This window comes from Vibrio mexicanus, assembly GCF_001012815.1.
In the GTDB taxonomy this organism is placed as follows: Bacteria; Pseudomonadota; Gammaproteobacteria; order Enterobacterales; family Vibrionaceae; genus Vibrio; species Vibrio mexicanus.
Map to the genome: position 1 here is coordinate 133,984 of NZ_JYJP01000015.1, position 14,210 is coordinate 148,193.

General features: G+C 44.7%; 18 protein-coding genes and 1 pseudogene. 11 read left to right on the forward strand and 8 right to left on the reverse strand.

Annotation, left to right across the window (positions count from 1 at the left end; translation table 11 throughout):
* Positions 1-183 precede the first annotated feature (183 nt).
* The 7 genes from UA76_RS02565 to UA76_RS02595 all read left to right on the forward strand — a co-directional run bounded on the left by UA76_RS02565 (position 184) and on the right by UA76_RS02595 (position 5,943).
* Positions 184-873, forward strand: a complete 690-nt coding sequence (locus UA76_RS02565) for a hypothetical protein (RefSeq protein ID WP_238322144.1) — start codon at positions 184-186, stop codon at positions 871-873.
* Between the two features lie 28 nt (positions 874-901).
* Positions 902-1,207 (forward strand): hypothetical protein, encoded by a 306-nt coding sequence (locus UA76_RS02570; RefSeq protein WP_047042649.1) that lies wholly within the window; start codon positions 902-904, stop codon positions 1,205-1,207.
* Positions 1,204-1,770: a hypothetical protein gene (locus tag UA76_RS02575; protein WP_047042652.1), complete on the forward strand. Its 567-nt coding sequence runs from the start codon at positions 1,204-1,206 to the stop codon at positions 1,768-1,770. The genes UA76_RS02570 and UA76_RS02575 overlap by 4 nt, the downstream gene beginning before the upstream one ends.
* Before the next feature lie 23 nt (positions 1,771-1,793).
* Positions 1,794-2,396, forward strand: a complete 603-nt coding sequence (locus UA76_RS02580; protein WP_047042655.1) for a hypothetical protein — start codon at positions 1,794-1,796, stop codon at positions 2,394-2,396.
* 116 nt (positions 2,397-2,512) lie between these two features.
* The gene (locus tag UA76_RS02585; RefSeq protein ID WP_047042658.1) at positions 2,513-4,354 is read left to right on the forward strand and encodes a methyl-accepting chemotaxis protein; all 1,842 of its coding nucleotides are present in this window, start codon (positions 2,513-2,515) and stop codon (positions 4,352-4,354) included.
* 182 nt (positions 4,355-4,536) lie between these two features.
* Positions 4,537-4,983 (forward strand): DUF3319 domain-containing protein, encoded by a 447-nt coding sequence (locus tag UA76_RS02590; protein ID WP_047042661.1) that lies wholly within the window; start codon positions 4,537-4,539, stop codon positions 4,981-4,983.
* Positions 4,984-5,181: 198 nt separating this feature from the next.
* Positions 5,182-5,943, forward strand: coding sequence for a hypothetical protein (locus UA76_RS02595; RefSeq protein WP_337588492.1), 762 nt, complete (start codon positions 5,182-5,184; stop codon positions 5,941-5,943).
* A 338-nt stretch (positions 5,944-6,281) separates the two neighbouring features.
* Here UA76_RS02595 and UA76_RS02600 read toward each other — a convergent pair whose 3' ends face one another.
* Positions 6,282-7,016 carry a helix-turn-helix transcriptional regulator gene (locus UA76_RS02600; RefSeq protein ID WP_047042664.1) on the reverse strand — a complete coding sequence of 245 codons (735 nt, stop codon included), beginning with the start codon at positions 7,014-7,016 and terminating at the stop codon, positions 6,282-6,284.
* A 106-nt stretch (positions 7,017-7,122) separates the two neighbouring features.
* Here UA76_RS02600 and UA76_RS02605 point away from each other — a divergent pair, with 106 nt between their 5' ends.
* Together UA76_RS02605 and UA76_RS25530 are read left to right on the forward strand one after the other, a co-directional pair.
* A complete protein-coding gene (locus UA76_RS02605; protein WP_047042667.1) occupies positions 7,123-7,458 on the forward strand; it encodes a hypothetical protein in 336 nt (111 codons plus the stop codon).
* Positions 7,451-7,759: a DUF1905 domain-containing protein gene (locus UA76_RS25530; RefSeq protein WP_420340887.1), complete on the forward strand. Its 309-nt coding sequence runs from the start codon at positions 7,451-7,453 to the stop codon at positions 7,757-7,759. The genes UA76_RS02605 and UA76_RS25530 overlap by 8 nt, the downstream gene beginning before the upstream one ends.
* Positions 7,760-7,811: 52 nt before the next feature.
* Here UA76_RS25530 and UA76_RS02615 read toward each other — a convergent pair whose 3' ends face one another.
* From UA76_RS02615 to UA76_RS02625, 3 genes are all read right to left on the reverse strand, one after another.
* Positions 7,812-8,426, reverse strand: a complete 615-nt coding sequence (locus UA76_RS02615; RefSeq protein WP_047042668.1) for a LysE family translocator — start codon at positions 8,424-8,426, stop codon at positions 7,812-7,814.
* A 98-nt stretch (positions 8,427-8,524) separates the two neighbouring features.
* Positions 8,525-9,445 carry a LysR family transcriptional regulator gene (locus tag UA76_RS02620; RefSeq protein ID WP_047042670.1) on the reverse strand — a complete coding sequence of 307 codons (921 nt, stop codon included), beginning with the start codon at positions 9,443-9,445 and terminating at the stop codon, positions 8,525-8,527.
* A gap of 56 nt (positions 9,446-9,501) precedes the next feature.
* A complete protein-coding gene (locus UA76_RS02625; protein WP_047042674.1) occupies positions 9,502-10,254 on the reverse strand; it encodes a lipoate--protein ligase family protein in 753 nt (250 codons plus the stop codon).
* Between the two features lie 311 nt (positions 10,255-10,565).
* Between UA76_RS02625 and UA76_RS02630 the strand changes: the two genes are divergently transcribed.
* On the forward strand, positions 10,566-10,991 hold the full coding sequence (locus UA76_RS02630) for a hypothetical protein (RefSeq protein WP_047042677.1): 426 nt from the start codon (positions 10,566-10,568) through the stop codon (positions 10,989-10,991).
* A 61-nt stretch (positions 10,992-11,052) separates the two neighbouring features.
* Here UA76_RS02630 and UA76_RS22225 read toward each other — a convergent pair.
* The 4 genes and pseudogenes from UA76_RS22225 to UA76_RS02645 all read right to left on the reverse strand — a co-directional run.
* Positions 11,053-11,811: pseudogene (locus UA76_RS22225) on the reverse strand (alpha/beta hydrolase); the annotation flags it as partial.
* Between the two features lie 12 nt (positions 11,812-11,823).
* Positions 11,824-12,018 carry a hypothetical protein gene (locus UA76_RS22230; protein ID WP_052771918.1) on the reverse strand — a complete coding sequence of 65 codons (195 nt, stop codon included), beginning with the start codon at positions 12,016-12,018 and terminating at the stop codon, positions 11,824-11,826.
* A gap of 254 nt (positions 12,019-12,272) precedes the next feature.
* On the reverse strand, positions 12,273-12,659 hold the full coding sequence (locus UA76_RS02640) for an SAM-dependent methyltransferase (RefSeq protein WP_047042884.1): 387 nt from the start codon (positions 12,657-12,659) through the stop codon (positions 12,273-12,275).
* 13 nt (positions 12,660-12,672) lie between these two features.
* On the reverse strand, positions 12,673-13,434 hold the full coding sequence (locus UA76_RS02645) for a DMT family transporter (protein ID WP_047042681.1): 762 nt from the start codon (positions 13,432-13,434) through the stop codon (positions 12,673-12,675).
* Positions 13,435-13,539: 105 nt separating this feature from the next.
* Between UA76_RS02645 and UA76_RS02650 the strand changes: the two genes are divergently transcribed.
* The gene (locus UA76_RS02650) at positions 13,540-14,127 is read left to right on the forward strand and encodes a TetR/AcrR family transcriptional regulator (RefSeq protein WP_047042886.1); all 588 of its coding nucleotides are present in this window, start codon (positions 13,540-13,542) and stop codon (positions 14,125-14,127) included.
* Positions 14,128-14,210: the final 83 nt, after the last annotated feature.

The following is a 14,210-nucleotide window of genomic DNA, read 5'->3' on the forward strand; positions in this document are numbered from 1 at the left end:
AAGGAATTCGCTCCTGCTTATTATCAACCCCAAACGCTTTATGAGCTTACTTTGCTATTGAGGAGGTAATTCAGCCAAAGTATGGACGCAGTCAGTAAGCCCAATTAGGTAGAAGGTTAAGCCAAGTTTCTTTCATCCCGACCTTTTACTCTATCAAGGTAAACATTGACTAGGAGTATCAACATGCGGCAGCTTTCTTTTCGCCTATGCAGAGCTTTGGACGGCTATGTGTATGCTTTTCTCACCGACCAAATGGGTAAAGAAGATCTTTTCGATAATGGTTACAAAGTTGCCTACAAAAGCCGCGACGATAACAGACGAAAAGAGCTTCTTGCTCGGTGGCAAAGTGTTTATACGGTGAAATCAATAGATTGCTTGCAAGTCTCTGAACCTGACGGGTTACCTCAAGTCGTACAAGTCGCTTTTGAACAAATGGTCGAGAAGCTGATTGCTGGTGTAGACGTACTGTTTTGTGATTATAACTTAGCCATTGAGGCGGATTTGCCAATTTGTGATGGCATCATGAATAAGTATCGTTCCACAGATTTTGTTCTGTTTTCACGTGACGAGCTGATAGGCCCGGATGCTGTGACACAACCTTATATGGTTTCCTACTGTGTCCCCCGTTACCCAGAGAGCGGTAACCAAAGTAGCCAGCATCGAATCTATTGTAAAACCGACGGTTTTGCATTTTCGCGAGCGATTGATGCGATAGTGAATCAACGGGAACGCGATGCTCTGAATGGGGGCATATCCGAACCGAAGCGGATGGCTACATCAGCCAAGCACCAGTGCGAGAGAACGTTGCGAAACAAGCCCTTGACCTTTTTGCTGAATCAACAATGCAGTTCAATCGTTCAACAACCGCGTTAACAGCTCCTGCAGGCGAATAGGGACGCCAATGAAACCAGAATACATGTACTACGCGACGTTTAGTGCTGCTTTGACGGCCGGTGCGGAGCCTAGCCTGTCGCAAAAGTTGGCGTATCAGATGGCGCAGCTGTGCAAAGATGGGCCTGACGAATCCTGTTTAGATATGGATGAGCCTTTGAACCGTTGGGAACTAGGTAATAATAGTGACGATAGGGCGGCAGTCGACAATACCTTTGAGTTACAATGTAACTTTATGTCTGGGAAAGATAAGCGTTTTAACCCTCTACACTCTGTAGACTTGCCAGAGGGGGCGAACTCATACGACGTGGGTTGAAGACTGCCGTTTTTGCATTGCCGCCCGACAAAACGACGATACTAGCGAATCAAGAAAACAGCCAGCAAGAAACAGACAGCAATAGGGAAGAAAGTAAGCTCAACAGCGCGATCATGTTGGCCACCACTCAGCTTGATCCTTTAGCAATGAGTAAGTTTTGCCATGCGCTTAATCTCTATCGGGACAAGCATCAAGATTCGTCATCGTCTCCATATTGGTTACTGATGCATGCAATTCGCTGCTATCTATTCGGCACCACATTTCAGTGGGGAGTCGATGACGAGGCGAGCATGGTTGCGCGTCACTCAAAGAAACCGATGTTCACGGTTATCGAAAAACTCAACCTTCTTATTACCCGTCATCAGTCCGAGCCAGAGTTGTGGCAATGTTTGATTGAACAGTTGAGTTATTTTCCTAACTCCCAACAAAACCAATGTTTAGTGCTTGGAATAGCGTTTAGGCCAGAGCTGCTAGATAGGTTCGAGCTGACTCATCAGGCGCATAGAGAAGTGCTTAATTTAGATAATGTCTATCTGGCAAAGAGCTGGCTTGATAGTGAATAGAAAGAACATTAAGGAGGTATGCCATGCAATCACAACAGTTGCTCATTGAATTGGCGCGAGTGTATGACTTTGAGCGAGCGAACCTGAATCTTGCTATGCCCGATGTACGGCATTTTGCTCGGGGGTGGCTGAGTATAGACCTATCTTCATACTTAGCGACACTCCTAAAGCACAAAATCACTGGGTTTGGTGAACCTTACCAACAGAGTGAAACCTACTACCATCATGAGCCCAAAAACAACACGATTAAAAAGTGCGAGAAACGAAAGGCCTCCAAAGCGGATTTGTTACTGAGCGGTAATGAAGTTGAGGAGCAGCGTCATTACTTCGAGTATCACTATCTGCATTACGAACATTTAGTCGGTAGCAAACATCGCCAGAAATTGTATAGCGATGTCGAGCGAGTAAGGGCAATGAGAAAACACCTAAAGCAAACGCAAGTGACTCTGATTGTGGCTTACTGGGGCACAGTGTCGGGGCTTGAGCTGGACTTTTTAAAGCCTCTAGACAACAACCGCAATGCAGCATTTGCACTCGATAGCGGTATTGCAGGCAGCTCTCAGGTTTCTCGAATCATGCACGTTCAGAAAAACGGACAGCCTAGATTGATATTGATGGCGATATAGGTCGCCGTATGTGGCTGATAGAAGTACGTGTAAGGCCTTGAAAATCGCGGTCCTTGTTCATGGTTTATAGTTAATACTATCAATTGCGACTGAGCGTGGGTTAAGAGGTTGTTGAAATGACGAAACGATTTTCAATTTCGAAGAAAATTTATCTAGGGTTCGGCTTTATGGTCTGTATCTTAGCGGCAATCTCTACGGTCGCCATTTTCTCCCTCGACGCTTCGGAAGAGGGGTTCAATGAATATCGAAGCTACGCGCGCAACACCAACAATGTAGGTCGAATTCAAGCAAACTTACTTAGCGTCAGAATTGCCGCGCTGCGTTACATCATCCACGGTGAACAGTCGGATCTTAGAGCGTCGGAAAGACGATTTGAGTTATTTCGAGATTTAATGGTGCAAGCCAAACTTGAAGCCATTAACAGTCATCAACTTCAAACTTATGAAGAGATTGAGCGCTTGTTTAACCAATATATTCAAGTCTTCGAAGAGATAGAGAGGAAAATAAACGCACGAAACGAAGTGGTTAACGACAGGCTCAATATCCTGGGGCCAGAACTTGAAAGTGCGCTGTCACAAATCTTAGTCACCGCGAAAGATGATAATGATACTGAAGCCGCTTACTTAGCCTCGACTTCAATGAGAAATTTACTGCTTGCACGTTTATATGTGATGAAGTTTTTGGATACCAATGCCGCTCCCGAACAAGAACGGGTCATCAAAGAGTATCGTGAGTTGAGGGCTAACCTTGGGCAATTAGATGATGAGCTCCAAAATTCTGACCGTAGGCAGCTTTATGCGGACGTTACCCGCAAATTGCCTCAATACATCAATGCGTTTACCGACTTAACGGAACTGATTGAGAGCCGTAATGAACTTAAACGAGATCAGCTAGACCGCATTGGTAGTCAAGTGGCCGATATCGCTGAGAACTTAAAATTAGACATCAAAAGAGCTCAAGACACATTAGGTCCGGATCTTAAAGAGAAAAAAGAGGGCTACTTAGCGTTTTTTGTTCTCTTCAGTAGCGCTGGGTTTTTTATCGCAATCGGTATGGCGTTTTTCATGGCAAGAACCATTACGACGCCGATCCAAAAGGCCGTTAGAGTCGCGAACCAACTGGCTGATGGTAATCTGACTATCCCGATCAAGGTAACCACAAAAGATGAGACTGCCGAACTGCTGATAGCAATGAAAAAGATGGTCGATAAGTTTAAAACAGTGCTCATACAAGTGAATCGTTCAGCCGACCAGTTAGCGCAAGCTTCAAGTGACATCAATATGAACGCCAGTACTATCAATACATCCGCACAGACCCAAGCAGAGAGTGTCAAAAGCACCATCAAAGAGATGGAGGTGATGACGTCATTCATCGATAAAAACAAAGAGATTGCGATTGCAACGGATGCATCAACCACTCAAGCGTCTAGTGATACTGAAAAGGGCGGTCAGGCGGTGGCTGAAACCGTTGATGCAATGCAAACTATCGCTCAGCGTATCAATATCATTGATGAAATTGCCTACCAAACAAATTTACTCGCGTTAAACGCAACGATTGAGGCGTCGCGAGCGGGTAAATTTGGTAGTGGCTTCTCGGTGGTTGCTGCAGAAATTCGAAAACTAGCGGAGCGATGTCAGGTCGCGGCGGAAGAGATTGGTTTGATTGCAGATAGCAGCGTCACCCTAGCCAATAAAGCCGGAAAGCTACTCGATGCGCTTGTGCCTTCAATCGACCAAGCATCGACGTCGGTGCAATCCATCTCACGAGCCTCGATTGATCAGTTCCAGCGTGCTCAGTCGGTGAATGCGAGTATGAAGTCATTGAACCAAGTTGCCATTTCCAACTTAACGTCGAGCCAAGATCTGCTTAATACAGCGACTCGAATGGATCACGAATCTAACTCATTAAGAGAAGCGATTTCGTTTTTTGATATATCGAACTCAACGGTGACATCATGAATTGATGGATTTGATAGTAAGGAAAATTACATACAATTTAATTCTGTACCAAGGGACGTGTTACATCAAAAAGCACTCAATTTTTGTCGTGTTTCTCAAAACGGATGAAACATGAAAATTTGCGATACACCTTCTGATATATTTGAACCAATATCTCATTTATTCAGTGGCTAGGGGGCGTTATGAGCAAAATATCATCGACATTACGAACATTGTTTGGCTTGAGCGACACCAAAAAGGCCAAAACAGGAACGGTGAGAACCGAGTTTTATCGTGGTCATTTGCTGAAAAGAAATCCATCACATCCTGACTATTGGACCGTCACAATTACCGACAAATCCATGGTCGGAAAATTAGAATACGTGAAAAAAGCGGTCGATCAATGGTGTGATTTCAAGGTCGTAGTAGGGCCAGAGTTTTTTGAAAAGAATGAAGAAACATTTTCAGAGCAGCAAACCTTCGATTACAAAGAATTTAAGCTGAAGAATGATTGTGGCGGAGATAACGATTGGTATGTGACTTATCGAGGCCGTTTGATGAAGGGCTCGAAAGAGAAAATCATGAGAGCCATCGATGCTCTTGAGCAAAGACGTGCCGAAGCTGCAAAAGCAGCACCTGCAGAAGAATAAGAGTAGATAACGAGGCATTTTTTCATTAATGAAAGACTGTCACGAAGTGGCAATTCTACGGGCGACGATTTCCGTACACTCAGCCTCAAAGAATGCAGGGAGCTAACCGAAAGGTAGCTCCTTTTTATTTGAGGTTGAGTGATGAAAATGAATCAAGTATGCGCGCTCGCATTGAGCGTTTTCGTAGCAAGTCATGGGATGGCTGCTGGTGGTAACGAAGACAAAGCCTTGGCAGAAAAGGCCGCCAAGGAGCTAGCGAATCCCAATACCGCTTACGCGAGCCTTAACTTAAAGCTTCAATACAATGGCGGGTACGAAAACGGCGGAAACAACTTTACTGCGGTATTTCAACCCACGTTACCCTTTTTACTTGATGGAGGAGACAAGATCATCTTCCGTCCAGCCGTGTCATATGTAGATAACGACTTCTCCTCTAATGATGATTCAGGTGTGTCAGACATTTCGTTCGATCTCGCGTATGCACCAAAAACACAACCTGGGACCATTGCCGCGTTTGGTATGATTGCGTCGTTGCCTACTGGTAGTAAAAACTTTAGTGCCGATCAATTCGCCATTGGACCAGAACTTCTTGTTGGTAAGGTCAGTGCGGAACGTGTACTTGGGGCATTTCCAAATCATTTGGTTGGTGTGTCGGGCTCAGGAGTTGATGAGTCACGAATTAATAAAACATCGGCACAACTCTTTTGGGTAGAGATGCTCGCTGGGGGATGGACAGTCGGTTCAGCGCCAACCCTTTCTTACGACTGGACTAACGATCAAGCTGAGATTCCAATTAACCTAAGCGTGACGAAGACTACCGTGATCGGCGGCCGGCCATGGAAGTTCGGACTAGAAGCCAACTATTACATTGAAAAAGATGAGAAAACGCGCCCGGACTTTATGATCGGATTCAACATTACGCCAGTGGTCGAAAACAAACTCGCTAACTTCCTAAACTAACGAGCCAAATCCTATGCATCCTCCCAGATCATTTTGTAGCGCTTTGAGCATTTGAATCTTAGATTGATTCAAAAACAAGGGAATGACTGCGAACCAGCATTCGAAAACCATACGCCTTAGTAGGGCGTTAAAGGTTCTGGTCTCTTTGTTTCGGTCACATTAAACTAGTAACGTTGAAGTAGTTACCAGCGATAAAAGCAGCACCTATTTGAGTTATTTGAATGCTGCTATCAAAAATAGATAAGTGTTAGTGCCAGTATGTAGGTTGTGACTGATGTAAAGGTCACGGAAATGGCAACGACCGCGAACATTTACATGGAAGTTGGTCTTAATCTATTTCAAAGATTGTGGAAGAAGTGTTCTAAGTTTCTCAATAGGACATTTGGCTGTCTAAGTGTAAAGCGATCATTTTTGATCTCGGCGTTCTTAATCCTATCAATGCGAAACATTCGGACATCTTCCCTAAGCTTATCCCAGCAAAGCACATACCAAACAGGCCAATTAAGCAGCAGTATTTGAGGTTCAACCACTCTTTTGGTGACTTTCTGCGTTTCGGAAATATATTCAATCTCGAGCATTTTGTTTTCAAGAAAAGCCTGAGAAATGACAGGCATTGCCGCATGATTAGGTATGTCGTAACTGTTAATCACTGGTGCAGAAGCGTTTCCCCCGATCTGTATGCGAGAGCGCAACTCTTCTATGTTTCGTCGTTGATGCTCTGGAAAAGAAGCAGATATCCTGTTTCGAATTGAAGATAAGTTAGATTGAAGAATAGGAGAGTTGATACTCTCAGCAATGGTTAACGCAAGCAATAGAGACACGACCTCAGATGAAGAGAGTTGTAATCGACCTATGCCCCAACGACCACGAAGAGAGATACCACCGCCTTTTCCCCGCTCAGATTCTATTGGAATTCCGGACTCTCGTAACTCGGCCAAATCCCTCATCAGTGTGCGCTGACTTGTACCAACCCTTTTGCTGAGTTCTAAAGCTGTCCAATAAGATTGATCACGTAAGCAGCTCAGAATTTCATCGTGTCTGCGTTTTTTATCCTGAAAACTACTTTTTGCCATAGTTAGTAATTAATGTGCCATTTATTGACACATTAATCGCTAGGCTAAGTCTCTGCAAGGAAATTGCGATGGGATTCAATTGGTACTTAGAATAGGAAGTTAAATAATGACGACAGCCAGCAGCGAACCAGTGAACGAGAGTCATGAAATTGTATCGTTTAAGTATAAAGAAGGGGTGACTTTCGAAGAACAGAAACGTTTGGCGCAAAGCCTTAGCCAAATAGTCTCCAGTTTTAAAGGTTTTAAATCCCGAGAGTTTTACTACAGTGAAGACAATCAACGTTGGTTCGATCATGTTGTATGGGAAACTGTACAAGATGCCAAAGCGGCATCAGAACAGGTGATGAGTAATCAAGGGGCATTGAAGGTGTTTGACTTGATGGAAGAGGATTCTATGATCTTCTCTTATTATCAAAAGGTGGGTGAGGTTGAGAGTGATTAAGTACAGCTTAGAAGCCGAACTATGGAAGGATAGCGGTCAAGGCGGTTGGCACTTTATTACGTTTCCTAAAGCTTTGTCTGAACATATTCGTATGGCCCACGGCAGGTTAGAATCTGGCTGGGGAAGGTTACGGGTAGAAGTGAGTTGCCTCGACAGTAGTTGGTCAACATCCTTGTGGTATGACACTAAGTCAGCGGCTTATCTATTGCCGATTAGCGCTAAGATTAGGAAAAAGCATAAGCTAGCCACTAGAGATAAGTTGTCAGTTAGTCTTGTCATTGAACATGAAATTTTGTTGTGAGGTAACAAGGTTGCGTCTTTAGTGGGAGGTATCATGCTATATTTGTAAGTCACTATTGAGCAATAACCACTTTTACCGCTAGAAGAATCAACACAACCCCAGAAAGTTGGTCAATCAGTTTGGCTTTAGAGCGAATCTTTTCAATCAATTTCGGGCTGGAAAGCATCAATGTGATCAAGCTGTACCATAGACCATCGACAAGCATCGGAGTCATCACAATCACTGATTTGGCCGCCACACTGTTACCGACGGCGACAAACTGACTGAACAAAGCGATAAAGAATAGGGCGATCTTAGGGCTAAGCAATGAAATCAGTAAGCCTTCACGAGCAGATTGCCAAAGGCTCATCTTTTCGCCCGATTGTAGCTTATCGGCAACCCCACCTTTGGAGCGAAGCGCATTGAAGCCTAAATAGATCAGATAGGCGGCACCAGCATAGCTGATCGTTTTGAACAGCAGAGGTGATTGCTGCAGAACAACAGCTAAACCAATAATCGTGATGAAAGCGTAGAAGCCGATCCCAATTGCATGGCCCCAAGCGGTTGCAAGACCATTCACGCGGCCTCCTGCGAGGCTATGTTTGGCTACCATTGCAAGGCTAGGGCCCGGAGACATAGCTCCTAATATGGAAATGGTGAACAGTGATAGCCAGACGGTGAAAGTCATAATGAGTGCTCCTTGGTTTCTCTCCTTTGGTCTATGCACTCACCTTATTGGTAATATGTAATGATTTGAAATCAAAGTTAATCATTATGACTATGATGTTAAGTCATACCGACTGAGTAACTGGATTGCTGCATTGCTCGAAGTACTTTATTACGTATCCACTGGTGGGCTTTATCGTGATCGAATTTGGGATGCCACATTAGCCAATATTGATGAACAGAGTCATCAAAAGGGATCGGCCGATATTCTAGTTCGTCATTTTTGGATAAATTAACCGCAATGTGCTCGGGAACAATCATCACGTAATCGGTGCCTTTTAGTACATTAACGGCGGCAGAGAAGAAAGGCACTTTAACACCAATTCGGCGCTGAAAACCGAGTTGTTTCAAGCTCAAATCCACCATGGAATCTTTGTCACCACCGCCAGTGACCTTAAGGTGCGAAGCTGCCGCTATTTGCTCACTCGACAGCGCCTCAAAATGATTAAGCGGATGGCCTTTACTCATTAAACAAACGGATCGATCTTCTCCAATTTTTACACTTGAAACGTTCTCTGGCTTAGTGGGTAGCATGGTTGAAGCGAGGTGTATGCCTGAGTCATTAAAGCGTGCTAGGAAATCGGGTTGCCATAGGCGATAGGTGATATCGATATTAGGCGCTTGAGTCACAACTTGGCTAACCACCTCGGGTATGATGTATTGAGCCACGTAATCACTCGATGAAATGACAAACTCTTGCTTACAGGTTTTTGGATCAAATGGCTGATTGCTGATCAGGTCATCAAACTCGCCAAGCAAGTCTCTTAGTTTGTCTTGCATGGCGAGAGCGTGGGGCGTCGGCACAAGTCTATTACCATCTCGTACCAGAAGTGGGTCGTTACAAAGCTCTCGCAGTTGAGCAAGCTGTCGACTGACCGCTGATTGAGTGATGTTCAGCCTGTCCGCCGTTCGGCTCACGTGACACTCTTCGAGCAGAACATGCAGTGAGCGAAGCAAATTGAGGTTGATGTGATTCAGCATAAAGTCTTTGGTTATCGGTTTCGTTACAAGCTAATTTTGAGTGTTAACTATGAGCACTATTTCTGAGCATCAATAAAACACGTTAACAGCACTCGATACAACTCTTCTATTGTTGGTCTATCAGAGATGTGGTCAAAAAGGTTTGTATGCACTTTAGCCTGTGCGCGATCGTTTTGCTGGTGGTGCTCGTAGCAGAGGTTGACTGGCTCTACTAAAACATCGGCTTGGGTACCGATTAGGATGCAGGCCTGTGCCAAAACCACTTTTCCACCGCCTTTCTTCAGCACGACGCGCTGTGCGGTGCCAACCACCTTCCGACCATTAATATTAAGGTTATACTTTCCATCGCAGTAGCTGCCTGGTGTGTCATGAACATCCACCTTAACGTCAAAATACTTGAAGAAGGCGCTTAGAATATCGCAAAAGCTTTCATAGGCATTGGATATAGAGTAATCATGGTCGTCTTCGATGGCGTACATATACGACACATTGATGACTCCCTGAGTCTGGGGAACGGGAGCTCCACCTGTTTTCCTTGCGTATAGCTGCCACCCCATTTCTTTTAGCTTAAAAGCCAGCTCATCAGATTGTTGCCATTTACTCCCAGCGGGTAGGACCAAAGTGTCCTCGTTGGTTTGCCAAAGAATTAGAGCTTGATCAAGCTGGCTTGATTGAATGGCTTTGAGTATGTCGCCTTCGGTATTGAATACATTCTCGACGTTGACTGACTCATAGCGAAGTATTTTAGCTTTAGTCTTGGATGTCTCTGTGGCCGCCTTTTCTGTGGCATGGTTTTTAGCGTGGGGCATAACGGTTCACTCTAGATCTGACATTTTGAGTGTATCACGCGCTCAGATGATTGCTTGTGTTAAACGTTGTAAATCTGATGGTTAGCCATGTTTAGCTGTTAATGATACTAGGCGCGATGGATACTCGCAGTCAGTGTAAGGATTACCAAAGGTTGACTTCTATAATGGTCCGATTAAACTTTGCACAGGTTTGTTGGACGCCTAGCTCGCAAAAACGAAAGTACCTTCGCTACAAAACATTACTAGCAAGCATCTCACTTGCATATCATCCCACAACCAAGAGCGAGAAGGTTGAATTTATGGAGGACGATATGCGTCATCAAAATGACCACGATCTAAAACTCTGGCTGCGTGAAGCCAAAATTCTACAAAAAGCGAGTCAATCCTCGTCTTTGTCTGATTCATTACCGGTGCTTAGGCGCTTAATCAATACCAATGTATTGCGCGGTTTATCTTTGCCAGAACTGACCAAAAAGCGCGACATCATTCAGCGCAAGCACCTATTGAACATGCTGGCCGTTGAAAATGGTTCAAGCTGCTGGGCTGAGTTTAAGCAGAAAGTTGAAGGCTCTACCAATGGTGAATTGCTTCCATACAGTGTTGAGCTGCGTAACGCAGGTTATCCAGTACTCTGGTTCTCAACGGAGTCAGAGGCAACAGTATATGCTAACGAAAATGGTGGCAAAGTGGTGAAGGTAGAAGGGCAAGCGGCGGTGGTGCCGGAATTTACTAACTAGAAGTAAACGGTGTAAGACTGGTAAAGGCTAAGGGATAAACCCTTAGCCTTTTTCGTTGATGTTAAAATGAATCAGAAAAGAACGCGATCATTGAGAGGCCTTGCTCTTTAGAGATGACATGACCGCCACCATGATCGTGAATAGTGTGTTTAATGCCGTTTTTAGTCAGGGTGTCCGACATATACTTGGTGCCGTCGACAATCCAATAGAACTGGTCTTGATTACCGTATTCGAGATGGATGTTGGCTAGTTTGTGCGGCCCTTTTTTGTAGTGTTGGACTTTCTCTTCGATGTCGCCATAGCCTTTAGACCACATATCTCGCACGCTTTGATCGTCCGCCGACCACGGATGCCAGTACTGGCCATTGGTGGCGTCGGTGAAAGGCGCGAATGTTGCGGCATAACCATCTAGGAACCAACGCCAGCCGTTCGAAACCCATTGCTCTGTCGCTACATCTAAGCCTTTTTCATCAAACAGCCCTGGGCTTAGGGTGTATAGATGACCAAACTTGTCCGGATGGCTTAACGCGACGTTAACCGCGCCTGAGCCACCCATCGAAAACCCTGTGATCCCACGATTTTCTGGCCCTTCTAATGTGCGATATTTTGAGTCGATGTAGTTCACGACATCCTTAGTTAAGAAATCTTCCCAATTGCCCGTTACTGGGGAGTTTGCGTAGAAACTACCACCAAACTGGTTCTTACCATTCACACCTACAACAATCATTTCGTCGGCTTCTCCTGCTGCTATCTTTCCATCAAGATTGGTTGCGGAAAGATGACGAGCTTCAGTAACTTGGCCATTGTAACCGTGGAGATAGTAAACAACCGGTTAGCGCTTCGTGCTAGTGTGGTAAGAAGGGGGAAGGTAAACATACAAAGGTTGAGTGGCTTCGTTCCCCAAGATGCTTTTAAGCAGAGAAGGGGCATCGATTTTAATGTTGAGCTCTCTATCGGGCTCGGCGTGGATTGAAAAACTGACAACCAACAGCGCTGGCAGCAGCAAATGAGCGTGTTTTATTGGCATTGTTCTGTTCCTTGTAAACTTAGTTGTTATGAATAGATGAGTTAATAAGTAACAGGTTGCATTAATGGAAATGTTTTGAAGTGCAAATAAAACGCGCTAACTGATGTAACGTCTTTCATTGCGAGGCATATTCTTCTTCTGTGTAACATAATGATTTTATGTTTAAAAATTAGACATGAACTTTTAGCCCTGAAAGCTAAAAAGACTGACCCATGAGCACTACACCTTCGTAGTCATGCGTCATTTAAATAAAGTTACTCTTGCAGTTCGTTGTATATCGCTGGTTTGATGTCGAGTAGCGCGGTGTTGTTCAGGCAATCAAGGCCACGAACGTACAATGAGCCGTTACTTATTTTTTCAATCGGCACGATGGCAGCGCCGATTGGGTTAGGGCGATTCGGTGCGCGTAATGCAAATGTCCCTTTCTCACCACCTTGAAATGATTCTGAGTAGTCGACGTTACCCAGCCAATACAGAACCAAAATTCGTTCGCCGATGTTCAATCCATTTAGGCCATCTTTGTATTGGTCATCCAGTTTGATCTCGCAGAGTGTGCCATCAAACTCAATATTGTTTGGGCACTGTTCAACTTTCGAGTATGGGGTGTGTATTCGTCCGATAAAAGTGAGCGTAGCTACTATGGTTAATTCTCCATCACTGAGCATTTTTCATGCTGGTGTAGGTGTATATCAATAAGGTGATGAAAATGATTGCGCCGCCTACTAAGCTCGTAGATGCGGGTATTTCAGCAAAGATCACACCCCCCCAAACTGGCGCAAGCACGGTGTTAAGCATCAAGGTCATGGAGACCTCGGCGGCGGTGATGTAACGCGTGGCAACGAGCGTCATTAATCGCCCAATTGGTGCGCTCGCTAGCCCCATACAAGCCATATAGATCCAAGTATTGGTGGTATAGCTGGTTGGTTCTGCAAAGAAGAACATCACAGTTGCAAGCATTAGGCTTCCCAAGCCAACACTCGCCATTCGGCTCACCTCTTTGTACTTGCGAAGCAGGGTGAACATGAGTGAGACACAAATGACAGAGAATATCGCCATCGCATCGCCAATCCAGTTACCTGAACCGTAAGATCCTGACACCACGATTCCAATACCAATCATGACTACGGCAATGGCTGCGATGGTCGAGCGATTGGTCTTCTCTTTTAAGATTAACCAACTAAAGATTGCTGCGACTGCGGCTTTGCGAATGCCTCGTTTGTCGTTCATTTTGAGCAAAATGGGCATGGATATCGCGCTGAACAAGCCAAAAAGAAAAGCGGTATCAAACCCACTGACGTTGGCATAGCGAATAAATATAGGGTCCAAACTCATCAGCAAAGCGCCGAGAAGAGCGGCCGAAAAGCCAATGGCTTTGGTGTTGTTTTGGGGGCGTTTTAGGGCGGCAAGTAATGACATAATGATTCTCCTTATTAAAAATCATACTCGCGAGTATGATTTTTAATTGTTAGAGTGTCAACATAAATCATACCTATGAGTATGATCTTTTTGTTTGAGGATCCAATGAGCAAGATTGAGCAAAATAGAGAAAAAAAGAAGCTGGCAATATTAGTCGCTGCGAAGTCTGAGTTTTTATCGCAAGGCTATACTTGCGCGAATATGGATGTGATTGCCCAGCAAGCAAAAATGACTAAGCAGACTCTGTATCGCTACTTCCCATCAAAGTTGGAACTGTTTCAAGCCACGTTGGTGTCGATCGGTAAGAGCTACAATGAACGTTACTCGCAGCATCTCGAATTAGAAGACACGCGCCAAGCTCTGATCGCGTTTGCTCTGGATTTCATGCAGTTTCATTTTTCTATCGAACATATCGCCACGCAGCGTCTATTGATCTCGGAAGTGACTCAAGCACCTGAAATTGTTGAGAGCTTTATGAAAAATGGCCCACATCATACACAAGCGGCGTTGAGCGCCTTTTTTGCCAAGCGTTTGGGGGTAGAGTCACCAGAAAGCAAAGTGAATCTTTGGATTGGGATGTTATTGTCATCAAGAAATATGGTGCTGCTAGGAGTCGCTGAAGTGACGCAAGAACAGATTCAACAAACAGCAGTTGAAGCTACAGACATCATTCTGGCTGCAATTAACCCATAGTTTCGATAAGCCGAAGTTTAGATAGAGGCGATCAGAGCAAGAAAAGCCAGCTATGAGCATATGCAGCTGGCTTGAAGAAAGAG